Source organism: Salmonella sp. SJTUF15591 (assembly GCF_043356435.1).
GTDB classification, from domain to species: Bacteria; Pseudomonadota; Gammaproteobacteria; order Enterobacterales; family Enterobacteriaceae; genus Salmonella; species Salmonella enterica.
The window spans coordinates 598,175-620,182 of the sequence record NZ_JBEUJO010000002.1 but is presented as its reverse complement, the minus strand read 5'-3'; the positions used below and the strand labels follow the sequence as shown (position 1 = coordinate 620,182).

18 protein-coding genes and 2 tRNA genes are annotated in these 22,008 nt (G+C 52.9%); 17 read left to right on the top strand and 3 right to left on the bottom strand.

Going from position 1 to position 22,008, the window contains the following annotated elements:
• Positions 1-86: 86 nt before the first annotated feature.
• Positions 87-1,520 carry a serine-type D-Ala-D-Ala carboxypeptidase gene (gene dacB / locus ABVM99_RS07240; protein ID WP_023195695.1) on the bottom strand — a complete coding sequence of 478 codons (1,434 nt, stop codon included), beginning with the start codon at positions 1,518-1,520 and terminating at the stop codon, positions 87-89.
• Positions 1,521-1,767: 247 nt separating this feature from the next.
• Between dacB and greA the strand changes: the two genes are divergently transcribed.
• A complete protein-coding gene (gene greA / locus ABVM99_RS07235) occupies positions 1,768-2,244 on the top strand; it encodes a transcription elongation factor GreA (RefSeq protein WP_001148008.1) in 477 nt (158 codons plus the stop codon).
• A 155-nt stretch (positions 2,245-2,399) separates the two neighbouring features.
• On the opposite strand, the gene yhbY is transcribed toward greA, so the two are convergent.
• Positions 2,400-2,693 carry a ribosome assembly RNA-binding protein YhbY gene (gene yhbY / locus ABVM99_RS07230; RefSeq protein ID WP_001592995.1) on the bottom strand — a complete coding sequence of 98 codons (294 nt, stop codon included), beginning with the start codon at positions 2,691-2,693 and terminating at the stop codon, positions 2,400-2,402.
• Positions 2,694-2,819: 126 nt separating this feature from the next.
• On the opposite strand from yhbY, the gene rlmE reads away from it, so the two are divergent.
• The 7 genes from rlmE (at position 2,820) to ABVM99_RS07195 (ending at position 9,822) form a co-directional block, all read left to right on the top strand.
• Positions 2,820-3,446, top strand: coding sequence for a 23S rRNA (uridine(2552)-2'-O)-methyltransferase RlmE (gene rlmE, locus ABVM99_RS07225; protein WP_000145974.1), 627 nt, complete (start codon positions 2,820-2,822; stop codon positions 3,444-3,446).
• Between the two features lie 103 nt (positions 3,447-3,549).
• Positions 3,550-5,484: an ATP-dependent zinc metalloprotease FtsH gene (gene ftsH / locus ABVM99_RS07220; RefSeq protein WP_001608208.1), complete on the top strand. Its 1,935-nt coding sequence runs from the start codon at positions 3,550-3,552 to the stop codon at positions 5,482-5,484.
• A 104-nt stretch (positions 5,485-5,588) separates the two neighbouring features.
• Positions 5,589-6,437 carry a dihydropteroate synthase gene (gene folP / locus ABVM99_RS07215; RefSeq protein ID WP_000764711.1) on the top strand — a complete coding sequence of 283 codons (849 nt, stop codon included), beginning with the start codon at positions 5,589-5,591 and terminating at the stop codon, positions 6,435-6,437.
• Entirely contained in the window at positions 6,430-7,767 is a 1,338-nt protein-coding gene (gene glmM / locus ABVM99_RS07210; protein ID WP_000071169.1) for a phosphoglucosamine mutase, read from the top strand. The genes folP and glmM overlap by 8 nt, the downstream gene beginning before the upstream one ends.
• Before the next feature lie 222 nt (positions 7,768-7,989).
• Positions 7,990-8,322 (top strand): preprotein translocase subunit SecG, encoded by a 333-nt coding sequence (gene secG, locus ABVM99_RS07205; RefSeq protein ID WP_000272680.1) that lies wholly within the window; start codon positions 7,990-7,992, stop codon positions 8,320-8,322.
• Positions 8,323-8,335: 13 nt separating this feature from the next.
• A tRNA-Leu gene (locus ABVM99_RS07200) sits at positions 8,336-8,422 on the top strand.
• Positions 8,423-8,757: 335 nt separating this feature from the next.
• Positions 8,758-9,822 (top strand): YwqG family protein, encoded by a 1,065-nt coding sequence (locus ABVM99_RS07195; protein ID WP_023195693.1) that lies wholly within the window; start codon positions 8,758-8,760, stop codon positions 9,820-9,822.
• 86 nt (positions 9,823-9,908) lie between these two features.
• Here ABVM99_RS07195 and argG read toward each other — a convergent pair whose 3' ends face one another.
• Positions 9,909-11,252, bottom strand: a complete 1,344-nt coding sequence (gene argG, locus ABVM99_RS07190; RefSeq protein ID WP_000207648.1) for an argininosuccinate synthase — start codon at positions 11,250-11,252, stop codon at positions 9,909-9,911.
• Between the two features lie 343 nt (positions 11,253-11,595).
• On the opposite strand from argG, the gene ABVM99_RS07185 reads away from it, so the two are divergent.
• The 9 genes from ABVM99_RS07185 to nlpI all read left to right on the top strand — a co-directional run bounded on the left by ABVM99_RS07185 (position 11,596) and on the right by nlpI (position 21,922).
• A tRNA-Met gene (locus ABVM99_RS07185) sits at positions 11,596-11,672 on the top strand.
• A gap of 207 nt (positions 11,673-11,879) precedes the next feature.
• The gene (gene rimP / locus ABVM99_RS07180; protein WP_000105461.1) at positions 11,880-12,332 is read left to right on the top strand and encodes a ribosome maturation factor RimP; all 453 of its coding nucleotides are present in this window, start codon (positions 11,880-11,882) and stop codon (positions 12,330-12,332) included.
• A 27-nt stretch (positions 12,333-12,359) separates the two neighbouring features.
• A complete protein-coding gene (gene nusA, locus ABVM99_RS07175) occupies positions 12,360-13,862 on the top strand; it encodes a transcription termination factor NusA (RefSeq protein ID WP_023195692.1) in 1,503 nt (500 codons plus the stop codon).
• A 24-nt stretch (positions 13,863-13,886) separates the two neighbouring features.
• Complete coding sequence (gene infB / locus ABVM99_RS07170) at positions 13,887-16,565, top strand: translation initiation factor IF-2 (protein ID WP_000133064.1); 2,679 nt, start codon at positions 13,887-13,889, stop codon at positions 16,563-16,565.
• 220 nt (positions 16,566-16,785) lie between these two features.
• Positions 16,786-17,187: a 30S ribosome-binding factor RbfA gene (gene rbfA / locus ABVM99_RS07165; RefSeq protein WP_001040208.1), complete on the top strand. Its 402-nt coding sequence runs from the start codon at positions 16,786-16,788 to the stop codon at positions 17,185-17,187.
• Entirely contained in the window at positions 17,187-18,131 is a 945-nt protein-coding gene (gene truB / locus ABVM99_RS07160) for a tRNA pseudouridine(55) synthase TruB (protein WP_023195669.1), read from the top strand. The genes rbfA and truB overlap by 1 nt, the downstream gene beginning before the upstream one ends.
• A 150-nt stretch (positions 18,132-18,281) precedes the next feature.
• Positions 18,282-18,551, top strand: a complete 270-nt coding sequence (gene rpsO, locus ABVM99_RS07155) for a 30S ribosomal protein S15 (RefSeq protein WP_000059465.1) — start codon at positions 18,282-18,284, stop codon at positions 18,549-18,551.
• Positions 18,552-18,792: 241 nt separating this feature from the next.
• Entirely contained in the window at positions 18,793-20,928 is a 2,136-nt protein-coding gene (pnp, locus tag ABVM99_RS07150; protein ID WP_023195670.1) for a polyribonucleotide nucleotidyltransferase, read from the top strand.
• Between the two features lie 109 nt (positions 20,929-21,037).
• The gene (gene nlpI, locus ABVM99_RS07145; protein WP_000802069.1) at positions 21,038-21,922 is read left to right on the top strand and encodes a lipoprotein NlpI; all 885 of its coding nucleotides are present in this window, start codon (positions 21,038-21,040) and stop codon (positions 21,920-21,922) included.
• Positions 21,923-22,008 lie beyond the last annotated feature (86 nt).

Below are 22,008 nucleotides of genomic sequence, written 5' to 3'. Positions count from 1 at the left end.
CAACGGGCCGCATTTGCGGCCCGTTTTATTATGTTCGTTGTAGGCCGGATAAGACGCGTTAGCGCCGCCATCCGGCAATAATGCACTCAGTTAGTCTGATAAATATCCTTATACAACCGACTCTCGAAGCGTACCAGCGGGATTCGGCGATTACGCTGATCGGCAGGTGGAACCGCGTAGCCGGACAAATACTGTACAAATGCCATCCGTTGCCCGCTTGCGGTGGTAATAAAGCCCGCCAGATTATACACGCCCTGCAGTGACCCGGTTTTCGCCGAAACCTTACCGTCTACGCCCGCCTGATGCAGTCCGGCGCGGTATTGCAATGAACCATCATAGCCCGCCAGCGGCAGCATAGAGATAAAGTTCAGCTCGTTATCGTGTTGGGCGATATATTGCAGCACCTGCATCATCGTGGCGGGAGCGATCAGGTTATGGCGAGAAAGACCGGAACCGTCGGCAATAATGGTATTGCCGATATCAATTCCCGCCTGTTGGCGCAGGATCTGGCGAACGGCATCCGATCCCGCCCGCCAGGTGCCAGGCACGTTAAACCTGACATGACCAATCATCCGAAAAACAGTATCGGCGATCATGTTGTCTGACTTTTTCAGCATAATCTTAAGCAGATCGTGCAGTGGCGCCGACTGTTTACTGGCGACGATCGTTCCGGGCTCGTTAACCTGCGTCTGGCGCAGCAGCGTGCCGCGGTAAGTTATCCCGGCCTCTTTCAGTTCCTGCTTGAGGATCGCGCCCGCGTAGCTGGCGCCGTCCTGAATAGCAAAGGCCAGCGGCAGCGGATCGGCGCGCTGTGGTAAACAGCCGGTAAGCGTATAACGGTTCAAATCGCCAGGCACAACATCCAGCTCGCAATACTGCGCGTCTGCCGAACCGCGCGGCAGAGTCCGTACCTGGCTGAACATCGTTACCGGATAATAAGAGGCCACGCGAATAAAGGCTAAATCGTTTGGTTTTTGCGCGCTATAAAGCGACACAGAAAAACAGTTGCGGTCAACAATGGCGGCGGCGGGAGGCGCGCTGAAACACTGCGTCAGGTCGTTCCACGGCCAGCCTGGCGCTTTATCGTGGCTGGCGAAAATCGACGTGTCGATAAGCACATTACCGTCGATTTGCGTGACGCCGGACTTTTTCAGCGTCGCGACCATATTGCGAATATCCTGACGTCTTAGCGTTGGATCGCCACCGAAGCGCGCAATTAAGTCACCTTTCAGGATGCCGTTATCGACGTTGCCTTTAGTCTCCAGCGTGGTCGTAAAACGGAAATCCGGGCCGAGTTGAATCAGCGCCGCCAGCGCGGTAATCACCTTTTGGGTACTGGCGGGAAGCGCCATCTGCTGACTATGATAATCAATAGCCGGCGCGGGCGCGCCAATCTTTTGCACCATCAGCGCGAGGTTGGCGCCGGCCGGAAGCTGTTTGATGTATTCGTCAATATTCGCGGCCTGAACGCTGAACGCTATACTGGTGGTCAATCCGATGATAAATCTGGAAAATCGCATAATCTCGCGCTAACACCCTGGAAACAAGCCGTCATACTACGGCGCAACGCCCTAAAAAGTAAACGATGACCCATAGGGAACTCCAGGGTAAAATGATTATCAAAGAGGAAATTGTAGCTGACCTGGGACTGCGCGCCCGGGTTGGTGTTTTTTTGCTTCTGACCCTGGTATGGCATATGCCGGGGCTGGCTTAGCAGCCGGGGTAGAGTTCATTGCCCCCTACAGGAATGTTCAAGAGGTATAACAAATGCAAGCTATTCCGATGACCTTACGCGGAGCCGAAAAACTGCGCGAAGAGCTGGATTTTCTGAAATCTGTGCGCCGTCCTGAAATCATCGCCGCTATCGCCGAAGCGCGCGAACATGGCGATTTAAAAGAAAACGCGGAGTATCATGCTGCACGCGAACAGCAGGGTTTCTGCGAAGGGCGCATTAAAGATATCGAAGCAAAACTGTCGAATGCGCAGGTGATTGATGTCACTAAAATGCCGAACAATGGTCGCGTGATTTTCGGCGCTACCGTCACGGTGCTGAACCTGGACACCGACGAAGAGCAGACCTACCGCATTGTTGGCGATGATGAGGCGGATTTTAAGCAAAATCTCATTTCGGTAAACTCGCCAATCGCTCGCGGTCTGATCGGCAAAGAGCAGGATGACGTCGTGGTGATCAAAACGCCTGGCGGCGATGTGGAATACGAAGTGCTTAAAGTGGAATACCTTTAAGCAGTACTCAATACGCAAATTGTTGGTGTATTGTAAAGAAAGGAAAAAGGCCGCATAGCGGCCTTTTATCAACGGAGAGAGCGTGGCATTTTGCTCTCCTGCTCGTGGAAAACCCCTCGTTTTACACAGATTTTGTGTTCGACTTTAGGATATCCTTAACGCGGCAGCGAGATTTTACGCTCTTTAGTTGGGCGATACAGCACCAGCGTTTTACCGATGACCTGTACGTTACAGGCGCCGGTTTCGCGCACGATAGCGTCCACGATCAAGGTTTTTGTTTCGCGATCTTCCGAGGCGATTTTCACCTTGATAAGTTCATGGTGCTCTAACGCTTGTTCAATCTCGGCCAGTACCCCTTCGGTCAAACCATTATTGCCAAGCATAACAACAGGCTTGAGCGGATGTGCCAGACCTTTTAGGTGCTGTTTTTGTTTAGTACTCAGATTCATCGTATATTTTTGCTTACGTTGGGATTGAAAACGGGTCATTCTACCGCCATCTCCCTTATATCGCCAAATAGGCGTGTAGAAATTTACGCCATTGGCTACGATGAACTGCCCCGACGGGAAAGTTAAATGACAGGTAAAAAGCGTTCTGCCAGCTCAAGCCGCTGGCTTCAGGAACACTTTAGCGATAAATATGTTCAACAGGCGCAGAAAAAGGGGCTACGCTCCCGTGCCTGGTTTAAACTTGATGAAATACAGCAAAGTGACAAACTTTTTAAGCCGGGAATGACGGTAGTCGATCTCGGCGCTGCGCCAGGAGGCTGGTCACAGTATGTGGTCACGCAGATTGGCGGCAAAGGCCGCATCATCGCTTGTGATCTTTTACCTATGGATCCTATCGTTGGTGTGGACTTTCTTCAGGGCGATTTTCGTGATGAACTTGTCATGAAAGCGTTACTGGAACGCGTGGGTGACAGTAAAGTACAAGTTGTCATGTCGGATATGGCACCAAACATGAGCGGAACACCGGCGGTGGATATCCCCCGCGCCATGTATCTGGTGGAGCTGGCGTTAGAGATGTGCCGCGATGTGCTGGCGCCAGGCGGAAGTTTTGTAGTGAAGGTGTTCCAGGGCGAAGGTTTCGATGAGTATCTAAGGGAAATTCGCTCCCTGTTTACGAAGGTTAAAGTTCGTAAGCCGGACTCTTCGCGTGCGCGTTCGCGTGAAGTGTACATTGTAGCGACCGGGCGAAAGTGATAACCGGCAGATTTCAGACGTAAGGTTTGAAAGAAACTGGATATAGAGTATCCTGACGCTGTTTTTAACACAGTTGTAATAAGAGGTTAATCCCTTGAGTGACATGGCGAAAAACCTAATACTCTGGCTGGTCATTGCCGTTGTGCTGATGTCAGTATTCCAGAGCTTTGGGCCCAGCGAGTCTAATGGCCGTAAGGTGGATTACTCTACCTTCCTGCAAGAGGTCAATCAGGACCAGGTTCGCGAAGCGCGTATCAACGGACGTGAGATCAACGTTACCAAGAAAGATAGTAACCGTTACACGACTTACATTCCGATTAATGATCCGAAGCTGCTTGATAACCTGCTGACTAAAAACGTCAAGGTTGTTGGCGAACCACCTGAAGAGCCAAGCCTGCTGGCTTCTATCTTCATTTCCTGGTTCCCGATGCTGTTGCTGATCGGCGTCTGGATCTTCTTCATGCGTCAGATGCAGGGCGGCGGTGGCAAAGGCGCCATGTCGTTCGGTAAGAGCAAGGCGCGTATGCTGACGGAAGATCAGATCAAAACCACGTTTGCTGACGTCGCAGGTTGTGACGAAGCGAAAGAAGAAGTGGCGGAACTGGTCGAATACCTGCGTGAACCGAGCCGTTTCCAGAAGCTGGGCGGTAAAATTCCGAAAGGTGTCCTGATGGTCGGCCCGCCGGGTACCGGTAAAACCCTGCTGGCAAAAGCCATTGCGGGTGAAGCGAAGGTGCCATTCTTTACGATTTCCGGTTCTGACTTTGTGGAAATGTTCGTCGGTGTCGGCGCGTCTCGTGTGCGTGACATGTTCGAACAGGCCAAGAAAGCGGCGCCGTGCATTATCTTCATCGATGAAATCGACGCCGTAGGTCGCCAGCGTGGCGCAGGTCTGGGCGGCGGTCACGATGAACGTGAGCAGACGTTGAACCAGATGCTGGTTGAGATGGACGGCTTCGAAGGTAACGAAGGTATCATCGTTATCGCCGCAACTAACCGTCCGGACGTTCTGGACCCGGCGCTGCTGCGTCCAGGCCGTTTTGACCGTCAGGTGGTGGTAGGCCTGCCGGATGTTCGCGGTCGTGAGCAGATTCTGAAGGTGCATATGCGTCGCGTACCGTTAGCGACGGACATTGATGCGGCGATCATTGCGCGCGGTACGCCGGGCTTCTCCGGTGCGGACCTGGCGAACCTGGTCAACGAAGCGGCGCTGTTTGCCGCACGCGGCAACAAACGCGTAGTGTCGATGGTTGAGTTCGAAAAAGCGAAAGACAAAATCATGATGGGCGCGGAACGTCGCTCCATGGTGATGACGGAAGCGCAGAAAGAGTCGACCGCGTACCACGAAGCGGGCCACGCGATTATCGGTCGCCTGGTGCCGGAACACGATCCGGTGCACAAAGTGACGATTATCCCGCGCGGTCGTGCGCTGGGCGTGACCTTCTTCCTGCCTGAAGGCGACGCAATCAGCGCCAGCCGTCAGAAGCTGGAAAGCCAGATCTCCACCCTGTACGGCGGTCGTCTGGCGGAAGAGATCATCTACGGTGCCGAACATGTTTCTACCGGGGCGTCGAACGATATTAAAGTCGCGACTAACCTGGCGCGTAACATGGTCACCCAGTGGGGCTTCTCGGAGAAACTCGGTCCGTTGCTGTACGCGGAAGAAGAGGGCGAAGTGTTCCTCGGCCGTAGCGTCGCAAAAGCGAAACATATGTCTGATGAAACTGCGCGTATCATCGACCAGGAAGTGAAAGCGCTGATTGAACGTAACTACAATCGCGCTCGTCAGATCCTGACTGACAATATGGATATTCTGCACGCGATGAAAGATGCGCTGATGAAATATGAAACCATCGATGCGCCGCAGATTGATGACCTGATGGCGCGTCGTGAAGTGCGTCCGCCTGCGGGCTGGGAAGATCCAAACGGCACCAATAACTCTGACAGCAATGGTACGCCTCAGGCGCCGCGTCCGGTTGATGAACCACGCACGCCGAACCCGGGCAACACGATGTCAGAGCAGCTGGGCGACAAATAAGCGTTTGTTGTACAACATTATGTTTAGCGCTCACCGAAACCCTGGGGCTTGCCCCGGGGTTTTTCTTTTTTTAACTCACCACAAATAAAACAGGGATTTTGACCATGAAACTCTTCGCTCAGGGCGCCACGCTCGATCTCACTCATCCGCATGTTATGGGGATCCTGAACGTAACGCCGGATTCGTTCTCCGACGGCGGCGCGCATAACACGCTGATTGAGGCGGTGAAACATGCGAATTTAATGGTGAATGCCGGGGCAACAATTATTGATGTGGGGGGGGAATCAACGCGACCAGGCGCGGCGGAAGTGAGCGTGGAAGAAGAGCTGGATCGCGTTATTCCGGTACTGGAAGCAATCGCGCAACGCTTTGAAGTGTGGATTTCTGTGGATACCTCTAAACCCGAGGTGATCCGTGAAGCGGCAAGGGCGGGCGCGCATATTATCAATGATGTCCGTTCGCTCTCCGAACCCGGCGCGTTGGAAGCGGCAGCGGAAACCGGCTTGCCGGTCAGTCTTATGCACATGCAGGGCAACCCCAAAACCATGCAGGAGGCGCCGAAATATGACGATGTCTTTGCCGAGGTGAATCGCTACTTTATTGAGCAAATAGCACGTTGTGAGAAGGCCGGCATCGCAAAAGAGAAATTGTTGCTCGACCCAGGATTCGGTTTCGGTAAAAATCTCTCTCACAATTATACCTTACTGGCGCGACTGGGTGAGTTTCATCATTTTAACCTGCCGCTGCTGGTGGGCATGTCACGTAAAACGATGGTTGGTCAGTTACTTAACGTGGGACCATCAGACCGTCTGAACGGTAGCCTTGCGTGCGCGGTAATTGCCGCGATGCAGGGCGCGCAGATCATTCGCGTCCATGACGTCAAAGAAACCGTAGAGGCAATGCGGGTGGTGGAAGCCACTCTGTCTGCAAAGGGAAACAAACGCTATGAGTAATCGTAAATATTTCGGTACCGATGGGATTCGCGGACGTGTAGGCAATGCCCCCATTACACCTGATTTCGTGCTTAAACTGGGTTGGGCTGCCGGAAAAGTGCTGGCGCGTCATGGCTCGCGTAAAATCATTATCGGTAAAGATACGCGTATTTCCGGCTATATGCTGGAGTCCGCGCTGGAGGCGGGCCTTGCCGCTGCGGGACTGTCGGCCTCGTTTACCGGACCTATGCCAACGCCAGCCGTCGCCTATCTGACGCGGACTTTCCGCGCGGAGGCGGGTATCGTTATCTCGGCTTCGCATAACCCGTTCTATGATAACGGCATTAAATTCTTCTCTATCGACGGTACGAAACTGCCTGACGATGTGGAAGAAGCCATCGAAGCCGAAATGGAAAAAGAGATCACCTGCGTAGACTCCGCCGAGCTGGGGAAAGCGAGCCGCATCGTCGATGCCGCCGGACGCTATATTGAGTTCTGTAAAGGCACCTTCCCGAACGAACTGAGCCTCAACGGCCTGAAAGTGGTTGTGGATTGCGCCAACGGCGCTACCTACCATATCGCGCCGAATGTGCTGCGCGAGCTGGGCGCGACCGTTATCGCCATCGGCTGTGAGCCAAACGGCGTCAACATTAACGAAGAAGTGGGCGCGACCGACGTGCGCGCGTTGCAGGCGCGCGTGTTGGCGGAGAAGGCGGACCTCGGCATCGCGCTTGACGGCGACGGCGACCGGGTCATCATGGTTGACCATGAAGGCAATAAAGTCGATGGCGATCAGATCATGTATATCATCGCGCGCGAAGGGCTGCGCCAGGGGCAACTGCGCGGCGGCGCGGTGGGGACGCTGATGAGCAATATGGGGCTGGAGCTGGCGCTCAAGCAGCTTGGCATTCCGTTTGCCCGGGCGAAAGTGGGCGACCGCTACGTGCTGGAAAAATTGCAGGAAAAAGGCTGGCGCATCGGCGCGGAAAACTCTGGTCACGTTATTCTGCTGGATAAAACGACCACTGGCGACGGTATTGTAGCGGGGCTACAAGTTCTGGCGGCGATGGTGCGTAATCATATGAGTCTGCACGATCTGTGCAGCGGTATGAAAATGTTCCCGCAGATTCTGGTTAACGTGCGTTACACCGCCGGTAGCGGCGATCCGCTGGAAAATGAAGCGGTGAAAGCGGTAACGGCGGACGTAGAAGCCACGCTCGGCAATCGTGGGCGGGTACTGCTACGTAAATCCGGTACCGAACCGCTGATTCGCGTGATGGTTGAAGGCGAGGATGAAGCGCAGGTTACGGCATTCGCCCATCGTATCGCGGATGCGGTAAAAGCCGTTTAAGCGTTTAAGTGACTAAAAAGGCGGCGGTTGCCGCCTTACGGCCCGCAAAAAACAACGCTTTTGCTGTTTTTTTCCGCAGTTGATACAATGCGCTTAAATTGCCCTTGCGAAGGTCATTCGCTTTGGTTAGTATTCACACCCGCTTCAGTGGGAAACAGTAAAAATCCCGCTTTATTGGTAGAAGCATTGGTACGCGGCAACTCCGCAAGGAACAGGTTGATTATGTACGAAGCTCTTTTAGTTGTTTTCCTTATTGTGGCAATTGGCCTTGTAGGTCTGATCATGCTGCAGCAAGGTAAAGGCGCTGATATGGGAGCCTCCTTCGGAGCAGGCGCTTCCGCTACGCTATTTGGTTCAAGTGGTTCTGGTAACTTCATGACCCGAATGACGGCGGTATTGGCGACGCTGTTCTTCATCATCAGTCTGGTGTTGGGTAATATCAATAGCAACAAAACCAATAAAGGAAGCGAGTGGGAAAATCTGAGCGCGCCGGCGAAGACCGAGCAGACTCAACCTGCTGCACCGGCCCAGCCGACCAGCGATATCCCGCGCTAATAGCAGTATCCGTGCCGAGGTGGTGGAATTGGTAGACACGCTACCTTGAGGTGGTAGTGCCCAATAGGGCTTACGGGTTCAAGTCCCGTCCTCGGTACCAATATTCCGAAAGAAAGACGCTGAAAAGCGTCTTTTTTTTCGTCTGTTGAAACTGCTCTCAGAGAGGAGGTTGAAGCACGCTTACACGCGTCCCTGGCATGGCCCCGTCAATACGTTGAGATAGCCCTCCATACATACTCATGTATGTCCTCTCTGGTGATCTCCCTGCGTCAGGTTCACTCCACCGATTACGAGATCATCTCCGTTCATTGAAGACGGTAGTTGCTCAGCTATAATCTGAAATGCTTGTATCTGTTATCCCCCTCCATATCTTTTGCTCAAGTAGTTTTATCTAATCTTCCTTTGCACTGAGCCGAATATCTAAGGAAGAGATTAATGAGTTTATTTTTCGATCGTGCTGGATTGATTGCCGAATTGCGCACATCCAATTTGAGCTCTGCTATTCAGGAGAAAGTCGTGCAACAGGCACGTGCTGCTATTGCATTTAAACGTTGTCTGCGGGATATGGAAACAGTAAAGGTGGGGGCATCGCGGTTGGGCGGTCTACCCGACTGGCCATTAGGACAAAACTGGCCTATACGAAAAAAATCGGTTAATGCCACATCTCGCGTGCTAAAGCTGAAAGCTGAAAAAACGCGAAATGCCATGTTTGTTCATGAAATGAAAATGAGTTATGAACTGCTTAATGAAGGGCGTAAGCTGCTTGGGCAGCCAGCGGAAGATTTTGACGAGGAGAGGTGTCGGTTGGTGCAGCAACGGTTATTAACCGAAATTGACATCCGCATAGAGAATCAGTTGGTTGATTTTCCGCTTGCTTTTGTTGCCCAACTAAATTTGAGTGACCTGGCGTTACTCCCGGGGTTTGATCCACTGCTTCCCAGGCGGGGGTTATTGAGCTTCTTTGTCGATGTTACCTGGGAAGATCGGCAGCCCTTTGTTTTCTGGCACGATGTTGAGGTAGATACATTAAGCACGCTAGCTGTGCCAGATGACTTGCTGGCTTTTTACAATAAGATTGAATTTCGTGAACCATGGCAATTGTGTACACAGGTTGAGTGCCTGGAACCTCTTTCCGTTATCAGTGTTCCGTCAGTCTGCGAGGGGTTAAGCGTTACGCAGCAGAAAGCGTATGAATCATGGTATGACGCGTTAAGTGATTACGAACAGGACAACCCGTATCGAGTTGATGCCTGCTATTCCGGCGATCTTCTGGGAGGGTGGACAATTCCTCTCCAACGTAGTGTGGAAGATGAACTGAATCAAAATGATACAAGGTGGCGACAGCTTTTTAGCTGGGATGAAGAAATTCATTCTACAACAGCATTACTGGCTGTCGCTGGGCCGGATTTTGGCGGGGGCATTGACTATATAATGATGACTGAAAAAGACATGGCTGCACAATGCTTTGACAGGGTGCGAAACGTTGTCCAGTTAGATTAACCGGCAAATCAGCCATTTGCATCAACCTGGGGTGATGTTCCACAAAAAAGGCCGCTTTCGCGGCCTGTTGCATCAACGACGCGGGCTTATTTGCCTTTGTTTTCCAGATTCTCAACCTGCGGCAGACCGGTCGCGGAAGAGGCGGTTAACAGACCGGCTTTCGCGTAGCCGAACAGTTTCTCGCGGGTATCGGTAATGTCCAGATTACGCATGGTCAGCTGACCGATACGATCGTCCGGTGAGAACACGGAATCGCCTTTTTCCATGGTCAAACGTTCTGGCTTATAGGTCAGGTTGTCTGACACGGTGTTCAGGATGGAGTAGTCGTTGCCGCGACGCAGTTCCAGCGTCACTTCACCGGTAATCTGGCTGGCGACCCAACGTTGCAGGCCGTCACGCAGCATCAGCGCCTGCGAGTCGAACCAGCGGCCCTGATACAGCAGTTTGCCCAACTGACGACCATGAGAGTGATATTGCTCAATGGTGTCTTCGTTGTGAATACCGGTCAACAGACGCTCGTAAGCGATGTGCAGCAGCGCCATTCCGGGGGCTTCATAAATACCGCGGCTTTTTGCTTCAATGATGCGGTTTTCAATTTGGTCGCTCATACCCAGGCCGTGACGGCCGCCGATGCGGTTTGCTTCCAGCATCATCTCAACATCATCGCTGAAGGTTTTACCGTTCAGGGCAACAGGGTGACCCTGCTCGAAGCGGACGGTCACCTCTTCTGCCGGGATCTTCACGCTCTCGTCCCAGAACTTCACGCCCATAATCGGGTTGACGATCTTGACGCTGGAGTTAAGAAACTCCAGATCTTTCGCTTCATGCGTGGCGCCCAACATGTTGGAGTCGGTGGAGTAGGCTTTTTCGACTGACATCTTATAGTCGAAACCGCAGGCAATCATAAATTCAGACATCTCATGGCGACCACCCAGCTCATCGATAAAGTCGGTATCCAGCCACGGTTTGTAAATCTGTAATTCAGCATTCGTCAGCAGGCCGTAACGATAGAAACGTTCAATATCGTTGCCTTTATAGGTGCTGCCGTCGCCCCAGATATTCACGCCGTCTTCTTTCATCGCGGCGACCAGCATCGTGCCGGTCACGGCACGGCCCAGCGGCGTGGTATTGAAATAGGTCAGTCCGCCAGTCGTATTATGGAAAGCGCCGCACTGAATCGCTGCGATCCCTTCTGCAACCAACTGCTTGCGGCAATCAATCAGGCGAGCATTCTCTGCGCCATACTCCATTGCGCGACGAGGAATGGCGTCATAGTCATCCTCATCCGGTTGTCCCAGATTCGCAGTATAAGCATATGGGACAGCTCCTTTTTGTCGCATCCACAGCAGCGCGGCGCTGGTGTCCAGACCGCCGGAAAAAGCGATACCAATACGTTGACCTGCTGGAAGATGCTTAAGAATCGTCGTCATAGAATAGAACCCTGCTTGATTGACTGATAATGAGATCGGTTTCTGCTTTAGTGCATTTTTATGCAAAATAAATGAGTTTTCATTTAATCATCTTTTAGCAGAGACAGGAAGCGTTTAGTGAAGGTTTACTGAAATAACGTTGTGAAATGCATGTATAAGCCGGAGAGGTGGGATGAGTATAACGAAGAGTGGTATTCATTCATCTGCATATTGGGAATAGGGTTGACATAACTCATGCCTGGTCACTATACTGTGCGCAGATTTTACGTCCCGTCCTCGGTACCAAATCCCAGCAGTATTTGCATTTTTTACCCAAAACGAGTAGAATTTGCCACGTTTCAGGCGCGGGGTGGAGCAGCCTGGTAGCTCGTCGGGCTCATAACCCGAAGGTCGTCGGTTCAAATCCGGCCCCCGCAACCACTTTCCCTTAGAGTTCTTTTTCAAATATACTGTGAAGATTATGTCCTTCGTAGCTGGATTTGAAAAAAATTCTTTCGGAAGGTACACCAGACCGCCGTTGCGGTTATAGGGTTCAGTTATCTAAAGCCCCGATTTATCGGGGTTTTTTGTTATCTGACTACAGAATAACTGGGCTTTAGGCCCTTTTTTTATGTCTTGGGGGTGGGCTTGTCCACATTAGAGCAAAAATTAACAGAGATGATTACAGCGCCAGTTGAAGCCTTAGGCTACGAGCTGGTCGGCATCGAATTTATTCGCGGTCGCACATCCACACTGCGCATCTATATTGATAGTGAAGATGGCATCAATGTTGATGATTGTGCTGATGTGAGCCACCAGGTAAGCGCGGTGCTGGACGTTGAAGATCCTATCTCCGTGGCTTACAACCTTGAAGTCTCGTCACCGGGTCTCGACCGTCCTATGTTCACTGCCGATCATTATGCGCGTTTCCAGGGTGAAGAAGTTGCGCTGGTTCTTCGCATGGCGGTACAGAACCGTCGCAAGTGGCAGGGCATTATCAAAGCGGTGGACGGTGAAATGATTACCGTCACAGTCGAAGGCAAAGATGAAGTGTTCGCGCTGAGTAATATCCAGAAGGCGAACCTGGTTCCCCACTTTTAACAGTCTGGATGAGGTGAAAAGCCCGCGATGAACAAAGAAATTTTGGCTGTTGTTGAAGCCGTCTCCAACGAAAAAGCGCTGCCACGCGAAAAAATTTTTGAAGCGCTGGAAAGTGCGCTGGCGACAGCAACAAAGAAAAAATATGAGCAGGAGATCGATGTTCGTGTAGAAATCGATCGTAAAAGCGGTGATTTTGATACTTTCCGCCGTTGGTTGATCGTTGAAGAAGTGACCATGCCGACGAAGGAAATTACGCTGGAAGCGGCGCGTTTTGAAGACGAAAGCCTGAGTGTCGGCGACTATGTTGAAGATCAGATTGAATCTGTCACCTTTGACCGTATCACCACGCAGACTGCGAAACAGGTTATCGTACAGAAGGTCCGTGAAGCTGAACGGGCGATGGTTGTCGATCAGTTCCGCGACCAGGAAGGCGAAATCGTCACTGGCGTGGTGAAGAAAGTGAACCGCGACAATATCTCTCTGGAAATTAAATCCGAAGGGATGGCCGGTAACGCTGAAGCGGTGATTCTGCGTGAAGATATGCTGCCGCGCGAAAACTTCCGCCCTGGCGACCGTATTCGCGGCGTGCTGTATGCTGTTCGCCCGGAAGCGCGTGGCGCGCAGCTGTTCGTCACCCGTTCCAAGCCGGAAATGCTGATCGAACTGTTCCGCATCGAAGTGCCGGAAATCGGCGAAGAAGTGATTGAAATTAAAGCGGCGGCTCGCGATCCGGGTTCTCGTGCGAAAATCGCAGTGAAAACCAACGATAAACGTATCGATCCGGTCGGCGCTTGCGTGGGGATGCGCGGCGCGCGCGTTCAGGCGGTTTCTACCGAACTGGGCGGTGAGCGTATCGATATCGTGCTGTGGGATGATAACCCGGCGCAGTTCGTCATTAATGCGATGGCACCGGCAGACGTCGCGTCTATCGTGGTGGACGAAGATAAACATACCATGGATATCGCCGTTGAAGCCGGTAATCTGGCGCAGGCGATCGGACGTAATGGTCAGAACGTCCGCCTGGCTTCGCAATTGAGCGGCTGGGAACTCAACGTAATGACCGTTGATGACTTGCAGGCTAAACATCAGGCTGAAGCACATGCCGCTATCGAGATCTTTACTAAATATCTTGATATTGATGAAGAGTTCGCGACCGTTCTGGTAGAAGAAGGTTTCTCCACGCTCGAAGAACTGGCCTATGTGCCAATGAAAGAACTGCTGGAAATTGACGGCCTTGATGAGCCGACCGTTGAAGCACTGCGCGAGCGTGCTAAAAACGCACTGGCCACTCTGGCGCAGGACCAGGAAGCAAGCCTCGGTGATAACAAACCGGCTGACGATCTGCTGAATCTGGAAGGATTAGATCGCGATATGGCTTTCAAACTGGCGGCTCGTGGTGTTTGTACGCTGGAAGATCTCGCCGACCAGGGCATTGATGATCTGGCTGATATCGAAGGGTTGACCGACGAAAAAGCCGGTGAGCTGATTATGGCTGCCCGTAATATTTGCTGGTTCGGCGACGAAGCGTAATAAACTGTAGCAGGAAGGAACAGCATGACAGATGTAACCCTAAAAGCGCTGGCCGCAGAGAGACAGGTTTCCGTGGATCGCCTGGTACAGCAGTTTGCTGATGCAGGTATCCGGAAATCTGCTGACGACTCTGTGTCCGCACAAGAAAAACAGACTTTACTGGCGCACCTGAACCGCGAAGCGGTTTCTGGTCCCGATAAACTGACGCTGCAGCGTAAAACGCGCAGCACCCTGAATATTCCTGGTACCGGTGGAAAAAGTAAATCGGTACAAATCGAAGTCCGCAAGAAGCGCACCTTTGTGAAACGCGATCCGCAAGAGGCTGAACGCCTGGCCGCGGAAGAGCAGGCGCAGCGTGAAGCGGAAGAGCAAGCCCGTCGTGAGGCAGAAGAACAGGCCAAACGCGAGGCGCAACAAAAAGCTGAACGCGAGGCCGCAGAACAAGCTAAGCGTGAAGCCGCTGAAAAAGCGAAACGTGAAGCTGCGGAAAAAGACAAAGTGAGCAATCAACAGACTGACGATATGACCAAAACCGCCCAGGCCGAAAAAGCCCGCCGTGAGAATGAAGCTGCTGAGCTGAAGCGTAAAGCGGAAGAAGAAGCACGTCGCAAACTCGAAGAAGAAGCGCGTCGTGTAGCAGAAGAAGCTCGCCGCATGGCGGAAGAAAACAAATGGACCGCAACGCCTGAGCCAGTAGAAGACACCAGTGACTATCATGTCACCACTTCTCAGCACGCGCGCCAGGCCGAAGACGAAAACGATCGTGAAGTAGAAGGCGGTCGTGGTCGTGGCCGTAATGCAAAAGCGGCGCGTCCGGCGAAAAAAGGCAAACATGCCGAATCCAAAGCCGATCGCGAAGAAGCGCGTGCTGCGGTTCGCGGCGGTAAAGGCGGCAAGCGTAAAGGATCTTCTTTACAGCAAGGCTTCCAGAAGCCCGCTCAGGCCGTTAACCGCGACGTGGTGATCGGTGAAACCATCACCGTTGGCGAACTGGCGAACAAGATGGCGGTGAAAGGTTCTCAGGTCATCAAAGCGATGATGAAGCTGGGCGCCATGGCCACCATCAACCAGGTCATCGACCAGGAAACCGCACAGCTGGTTGCCGAAGAGATGGGCCACAAAGTTATCCTGCGTCGTGAAAACGAACTGGAAGAAGCGGTAATGAGCGACCGTGATACCGGCGCTGCGGCTGAACCGCGCGCCCCGGTTGTGACCATCATGGGTCACGTTGACCACGGTAAAACCTCTCTGCTGGACTACATTCGTTCCACGAAAGTGGCCTCTGGCGAAGCGGGCGGCATTACCCAGCACATCGGTGCTTACCACGTTGAAACTGACAACGGGATGATCACCTTCCTGGACACCCCGGGTCACGCCGCGTTTACCTCGATGCGTGCTCGTGGTGCGCAGGCAACGGATATTGTGGTTCTGGTGGTAGCGGCAGACGATGGCGTGATGCCGCAGACTATCGAAGCTATCCAGCACGCGAAAGCGGCAGGTGTGCCGGTCGTGGTTGCGGTGAACAAAATCGATAAGCCGGAAGCCGATCCGGATCGCGTTAAGAACGAACTGTCCCAGTACGGCATTCTGCCGGAAGAGTGGGGCGGCGAGAGCCAGTTCGTTCACGTGTCTGCGAAAGCGGGCACCGGTATCGATGAACTGCTGGACGCTATCCTGCTGCAGGCCGAAGTTCTGGAACTGAAAGCGGTACGTAAAGGTATGGCGAGCGGTGCGGTGATCGAATCCTTCCTGGATAAAGGTCGTGGTCCGGTGGCTACCGTGCTGGTTCGTGAAGGTACGCTGCATAAGGGCGATATCGTGCTGTGTGGCTTCGAATACGGCCGCGTGCGTGCGATGCGTAACGAACTGGGTCAGGAAGTGCTGGAAGCGGGTCCGTCCATTCCGGTGGAAATCCTCGGCCTGTCCGGCGTTCCGGCTGCGGGTGACGAAGTGACCGTGGTTCGCGACGAGAAGAAAGCGCGTGAAGTTGCTCTGTATCGTCAGGGTAAATTCCGTGAAGTTAAACTGGCTCGTCAGCAGAAATCTAAACTCGAGAACATGTTCGCCAACATGACCGAAGGCGAAGTTCACGAAGTGAACATCGTGCTGAAGGCCGACGTACAGGGTTCTGTGGAAGCGATCTCCGACTCCTTGCTGAAACTGTCTACCGACGAAGTGAAAGTGAAGATCATCGGTTCTGGCGTAGGTGGTATCACCGAAACCGACGCGACCCTGGCTGCGGCGTCCAACGCCATTCTGGTGGGCTTCAACGTTCGTGCCGATGCCTCTGCGCGTAAAGTGATCGAATCTGAAAGCCTGGATCTGCGTTACTACTCCGTCATCTATAACCTGATCGACGAAGTGAAAGCGGCGATGAGCGGTATGCTGTCTCCGGAACTGAAACAGCAGATCATCGGTCTGGCTGAAGTGCGCGATGTGTTCAAATCGCCGAAATTCGGCGCGATCGCGGGCTGTATGGTTACCGAAGGTACGATTAAACGCCATAACCCAATCCGCGTTCTGCGTGACAACGTGGTTATCTATGAAGGCGAGCTGGAATCCCTGCGCCGCTTCAAAGATGACGTTAACGAAGTCCGTAACGGCATGGAATGTGGTATCGGCGTGAAGAACTACAACGACGTTCGCGTTGGCGATATGATCGAAGTATTCGAGATTATCGAGATCCAACGTACCATCGCTTAATCTTCGTCGTCTTTTGGGCCGCAACGGCGTTGGCTGCGCTCGCTCACCCCGGTCACATAGTTATCTATGCTCCCGGGGATTTACGAGCTTGCCGCCTTGTTGCAATCCAAAATCCTTAGAAGATGATTAGGCGTAGGCCGGGTAAGCGAAGCGCCACCCGGCAAGAAATTTAAAAAGGGGCTTATGGCCCCTTTTTTGTCTTTATTCTGGAGAATTTATTATGGCGAAAGAATTTGGTCGCCCTCAGCGCGTAGCGCAAGAGATGCAGAAAGAGATCGCGCTCATCCTGCAACGCGAAATCAAAGATCCACGTGTAGGTATGATGACCACCGTATCGGGTGTTGAAATGTCCCGCGATCTGGCATACGCCAAAGTATTCGTGACGTTCCTCAACGATCAGGACGAAGCGGCTGTGAAAAACGGCATTAAGGCCCTGCAGGAAGCGTCTGGTTTCATCCGCAGCTTGCTGGGTAAAGCGATGCGTCTGCGCATCGTACCGGAACTGACCTTCTTCTACGACAACTCGCTGGTGGAAGGGATGCGTATGTCCAACCTGGTGACTAACGTGGTGAAACATGACGAAGAACGTCGTGTGAACCCGGACGACAGCAAGGAGGACTGATGAGTCGTCCTCGTCGTCGTGGCCGCGACATTCACGGCGTTCTGCTGCTGGATAAGCCGCAGGGTATGTCCAGCAATGACGTGCTGCAGAAAGTTAAGCGCATCTACAATGCTAACCGCGCCGGGCATACCGGCGCGCTGGACCCGCTGGCGACCGGCATGTTGCCGATTTGCCTCGGCGAAGCGACAAAATTTTCGCAGTACCTGCTGGATTCTGACAAACGCTATCGTGTTATTGCCCGTCTGGGGCAGCGCACGGATACCTCTGACGCCGATGGTCAAATCGTGCAGGAGCGTCCGGTGACTTTCAGCGCTGAGCAGCTTGCGAGCGCGCTGGAGACCTTTCGTGGGGATATCGAACAGATTCCCTCGATGTATTCGGCGCTGAAGTATCAGGGCAAGAAGCTGTACGAATATGCCCGCCAGGGTATCGAAGTGCCGCGCGAAGCCCGCCCGATTACTGTCTATGAGCTGCTGTTTATTCGCCATGAAGGTAACGAGCTGGAGCTGGAAGTTCACTGCTCCAAAGGCACCTATATTCGTACCATTATTGATGATTTAGGTGAGAAACTGGGCTGTGGCGCGCACGTAACGTACCTGCGTCGTCTGACGGTCAGCAAGTATCCGGTGGATCGTATGGTGACGCTGGAGCATTTGCAGACGCTGGTAGCACAGGCGGAACAGCAGGGCGTTCCGGCGGCGCAGTTGCTCGATCCATTATTGATGCCAATGGACAGTCCAGCTTCGGACTATCCTGTTGTTAATCTGCCGTTAACATCTTCGGTATACTTCAAAAATGGCAACCCGGTTCGTACCACGGGCTCGCCGTTGGAGGGACTGGTCCGTGTGACGGAAGGTGAAGACGATAAATTTATCGGTATGGGCGAAATTGACGACGAAGGCCGTGTCGCGCCTCGTCGGCTGGTAGTAGAGTACCCAGCGTAATGTCGCTTCGTCTTGCGATAAGAGAGCGCTGCGAGTAGAATACCGCCGCTTAACGTCGCGTAAATTATTTAACAGTTTACGCGGCGTACACTGGGATCGCTGAATTAGAGATCGGCGTCCTCTCATTCTTAAATACTTTGGAGTTTTAAAATGTCTCTAAGTACTGAAGCTACAGCTAAAATCGTTTCTGAGTTCGGTCGTGACGCAAACGACACTGGTTCTACCGATGTTCAGGTTGCTCTGTTGACTGCACAGATTAACCACCTGCAGGGTCACTTTGCAGAGCATAAAAAAGATCACCACAGCCGTCGTGGTCTGCTGCGTATGGTTTCTCAGCGTCGTAAACTGCTCGACTACCTGAAACGTAAAGATGTTGCACGCTACACCGCGCTGATTGAGCGTCTGGGTCTGCGTCGCTAATTCTTTCGAGTTTCAGAAAGAGGGGGCCTTCATGGCCCCTTTTTTCCAGCAGATGGCAGCAATTCGCTGGAAACTAATGTATTGTTGCTATGAATGATCTTCCGTTGCAGAGGTTCGCGCGGCTAATGAGAGGCTTTACCCATATCAGGGTTAGGGTTGTCATTAGTCGCGAGGATGCGCAGAAGATCGGGTATTAACGACGGCGCGTATTATGCCGTCAAAAATTGGAAAGGATATTATTTTGCTTAATCCGATCGTTCGTAAATTCCAGTACGGTCAGCATACCGTTACGCTGGAAACTGGCATGATGGCGCGTCAGGCCACTGCCGCTGTTATGGTAAGCATGGATGACACCGCCGTATTCGTTACCGTTGTCGGCCAGAAAAAAGCCAAGCCAGGCCAGGACTTCTTCCCACTGACCGTTAACTATCAGGAGCGTACCTACGCTGCTGGTCGTATCCCGGGCAGCTTCTTCCGTCGTGAAGGCCGTCCAAGCGAAGGCGAAACCCTGATTGCGCGTCTGATTGACCGCCCGGTTCGTCCGCTGTTCCCGGAAGGCTTCGTTAACGAAGTGCAGGTTATCGCGACCGTCGTTTCCGTTAACCCGCAGGTTAACCCAGACATCGTTGCCATGATCGGCGCATCCGCTGCGCTGTCGCTGTCCGGCATTCCGTTCAACGGCCCAATCGGCGCGGCGCGCGTAGGTTACATCAATGACCAGTACGTGCTGAACCCGACCCAGGACGAGCTGAAAGAAAGCAAGCTGGACCTGGTGGTTGCCGGTACCGAAGCGGCTGTGCTGATGGTGGAATCCGAAGCTGAACTGCTGAGCGAAGACACTATGCTGGGCGCGGTGGTATTCGGTCACGAGCAGCAGCAGGTTGTTATCCAGGCGATCAACGATCTGGTGAAAGAAGCCGGTAAACCGCGTTGGGACTGGCAGCCGGAAGCCGTCAACGACGCGTTGAACGCGCGTGTTGCTGCGCTTGCTGAATCTCGTCTGAGCGACGCGTACCGCATTACCGATAAACAAGAGCGCTATGCTCAGGTTGACGTAATCAAATCCGAAACCATCGAGCAGCTTATTGCAGAAGATGAAACTCTGGATGCTAACGAGCTGGGCGAAATCCTGCACGCTATTGAGAAAAACGTGGTGCGTAGCCGCGTACTGGCAGGCGAGCCGCGTATTGATGGCCGTGAAAAAGACATGATCCGTGGTCTGGACGTGCGCACTGGCGTGCTGCCGCGTACTCACGGTTCCGCTCTGTTTACCCGTGGTGAAACGCAGGCGCTGGTTACCGCGACTCTGGGTACTGCCCGTGACGCGCAGGTGCTTGATGAACTGATGGGCGAGCGCACTGACAGCTTCCTGTTCCACTACAACTTCCCTCCGTACTCCGTAGGCGAAACCGGCATGGTCGGTTCTCCGAAGCGTCGTGAAATTGGTCACGGTCGTCTGGCGAAGCGCGGCGTGCTGGCAGTGATGCCGGACATGGATAAATTCCCGTACACCGTTCGCGTGGTGTCTGAAATCACCGAATCCAACGGTTCTTCCTCTATGGCTTCCGTGTGCGGCGCTTCTCTGGCGCTGATGGACGCTGGCGTGCCAATTAAAGCCGCCGTAGCAGGTATCGCTATGGGTCTGGTGAAAGAAGGCGACAACTACGTTGTACTGTCTGACATTCTGGGCGACGAAGATCACCTGGGCGATATGGACTTCAAAGTGGCGGGTTCCCGCGACGGTATCTCTGCGCTGCAGATGGATATCAAAATTGAAGGTATCACCAAAGAGATCATGCAGGTTGCGTTGAACCAGGCTAAAGGTGCGCGTCTGCACATCCTGGGCGTGATGGAGCAGGCGATCAACGCGCCGCGCGGCGATATCTCTGAATTTGCGCCGCGTATCCATACCATCAAGATCAGCACGGACAAGATCAAAGACGTGATCGGTAAAGGCGGTTCTGTGATCCGCGCGCTGACTGAAGAGACCGGCACCACCATCGAAATTGAAGATGACGGTACTGTGAAGATCGCGGCGACCGACGGTGAAAAAGCGAAATACGCTATCCGTCGTATCGAAGAGATCACCGCAGAGATCGAAGTCGGCCGTATCTACAATGGTAAAGTGACCCGTATCGTTGACTTTGGCGCGTTTGTTGCCATCGGCGGCGGTAAAGAAGGTCTGGTTCACATCTCTCAAATCGCGGATAAGCGTGTAGAGAAAGTGACCGATTATCTGCAGATGGGTCAGGAAGTCCCGGTTAAGGTTCTGGAAGTTGACCGCCAGGGCCGTGTACGTCTGAGCATTAAAGAAGCAACCGAGCAGTCTCAACCTGCGGCTGCGCCGGAAGCTCCGGCGAGCGAACAGGGCGAGTAAGGTAGCCTTTTGCCCTCCGCAGTGCGGAGGGCTTTAGACCTGGCTGGACGCCTTGTTGAGCCACCGGGGAACAGGACGTTCATTCAATCGTTGTCTTCGGGAGTGGGAAATGAAGCCTTTTTTGCGCTGGTGTTTCGTTGCGACAGCACTTACGCTTGCAGGATGCAGTAATTCCGCCTGGCGTAAAAGTGAAGTCCTCGCAGTACCATTGCAACCGACTTTACAGCAGGAAGTGATTCTGGCGCGTATGGAACAGATTCTTGCCAGTCGGGCTTTAACCGATGACGAACGCGCACAGCTTTTATATGAGCGCGGAGTGTTGTATGATAGTCTTGGTTTGAGGGCATTAGCGCGAAATGATTTTTCACAAGCGCTGGCAATCAGACCGGATATGCCTGAAGTATTCAATTACTTAGGCATTTATTTAACGCAGGCAGGCAATTTTGATGCTGCCTATGAAGCGTTTGATTCTGTACTAGAGCTTGATCCAACTTACAACTACGCGCACTTAAACCGCGGTATCGCATTGTATTACGGCGGCCGTGATAAGTTAGCGCAAGATGATCTGCTGGCGTTTTATCAAGACGATCCCAATGATCCTTACCGCAGCCTGTGGCTGTATCTTGTTGAGCAGAAGCTTAATGAGAAGCAGGCGAAAGAAGCGTTAAAAGCACGCTTCGAAAAATCGGATAAAGAGCAATGGGGATGGAACATTGTCGAGTTCTACCTGGGCGACATTAGCGAAGCAACGCTGATGGAAAGGCTCAAGGCGGATGCAACGGATAACACCTCGCTCGCTGAGCATCTCAGTGAAACCAACTTCTATTTAGGTAAGTATTACCTAAGTCTGGGGGATTTGGACAGCGCCACGGCTCTGTTCAAACTGGCGGTGGCCAACAACGTTCATAACTTTGTTGAGCACCGATACGCATTGTTGGAATTATCGCTCCTGGGCCAGGACCAAGATGACCTGGCAGAATCGGACCAGCAATAGCTGACGAACATATCAGCCCGTAATCTTTTTGATTGCCATCACCTTCGCGGGTGAGGGCGTTGTTGTTCGTTAATACACCTACTTTG

Bases quoted from the DNA above. Each gene is read 5' to 3' on its own strand.
- dacB (WP_023195695.1), bottom strand. From the start codon at position 1,520: ATGCGATTTTCCAGATTTATCATCGGATTGACCACCAGTATAGCGTTC.
- greA (WP_001148008.1), top strand. From the start codon at position 1,768: ATGCAAGCTATTCCGATGACCTTACGCGGAGCCGAAAAACTGCGCGAA.
- yhbY (WP_001592995.1), bottom strand. From the start codon at position 2,693: ATGAATCTGAGTACTAAACAAAAACAGCACCTAAAAGGTCTGGCACAT.
- rlmE (WP_000145974.1), top strand. From the start codon at position 2,820: ATGACAGGTAAAAAGCGTTCTGCCAGCTCAAGCCGCTGGCTTCAGGAA.
- ftsH (WP_001608208.1), top strand. From the start codon at position 3,550: ATGGCGAAAAACCTAATACTCTGGCTGGTCATTGCCGTTGTGCTGATG.
- folP (WP_000764711.1), top strand. From the start codon at position 5,589: ATGAAACTCTTCGCTCAGGGCGCCACGCTCGATCTCACTCATCCGCAT.
- glmM (WP_000071169.1), top strand. From the start codon at position 6,430: ATGAGTAATCGTAAATATTTCGGTACCGATGGGATTCGCGGACGTGTA.
- secG (WP_000272680.1), top strand. From the start codon at position 7,990: ATGTACGAAGCTCTTTTAGTTGTTTTCCTTATTGTGGCAATTGGCCTT.
- ABVM99_RS07195 (WP_023195693.1), top strand. From the start codon at position 8,758: ATGAGTTTATTTTTCGATCGTGCTGGATTGATTGCCGAATTGCGCACA.
- argG (WP_000207648.1), bottom strand. From the start codon at position 11,252: ATGACGACGATTCTTAAGCATCTTCCAGCAGGTCAACGTATTGGTATC.
- nusA (WP_023195692.1), top strand. From the start codon at position 12,360: ATGAACAAAGAAATTTTGGCTGTTGTTGAAGCCGTCTCCAACGAAAAA.
- infB (WP_000133064.1), top strand. From the start codon at position 13,887: ATGACAGATGTAACCCTAAAAGCGCTGGCCGCAGAGAGACAGGTTTCC.
- rbfA (WP_001040208.1), top strand. From the start codon at position 16,786: ATGGCGAAAGAATTTGGTCGCCCTCAGCGCGTAGCGCAAGAGATGCAG.
- truB (WP_023195669.1), top strand. From the start codon at position 17,187: ATGAGTCGTCCTCGTCGTCGTGGCCGCGACATTCACGGCGTTCTGCTG.
- rpsO (WP_000059465.1), top strand. From the start codon at position 18,282: ATGTCTCTAAGTACTGAAGCTACAGCTAAAATCGTTTCTGAGTTCGGT.
- nlpI (WP_000802069.1), top strand. From the start codon at position 21,038: ATGAAGCCTTTTTTGCGCTGGTGTTTCGTTGCGACAGCACTTACGCTT.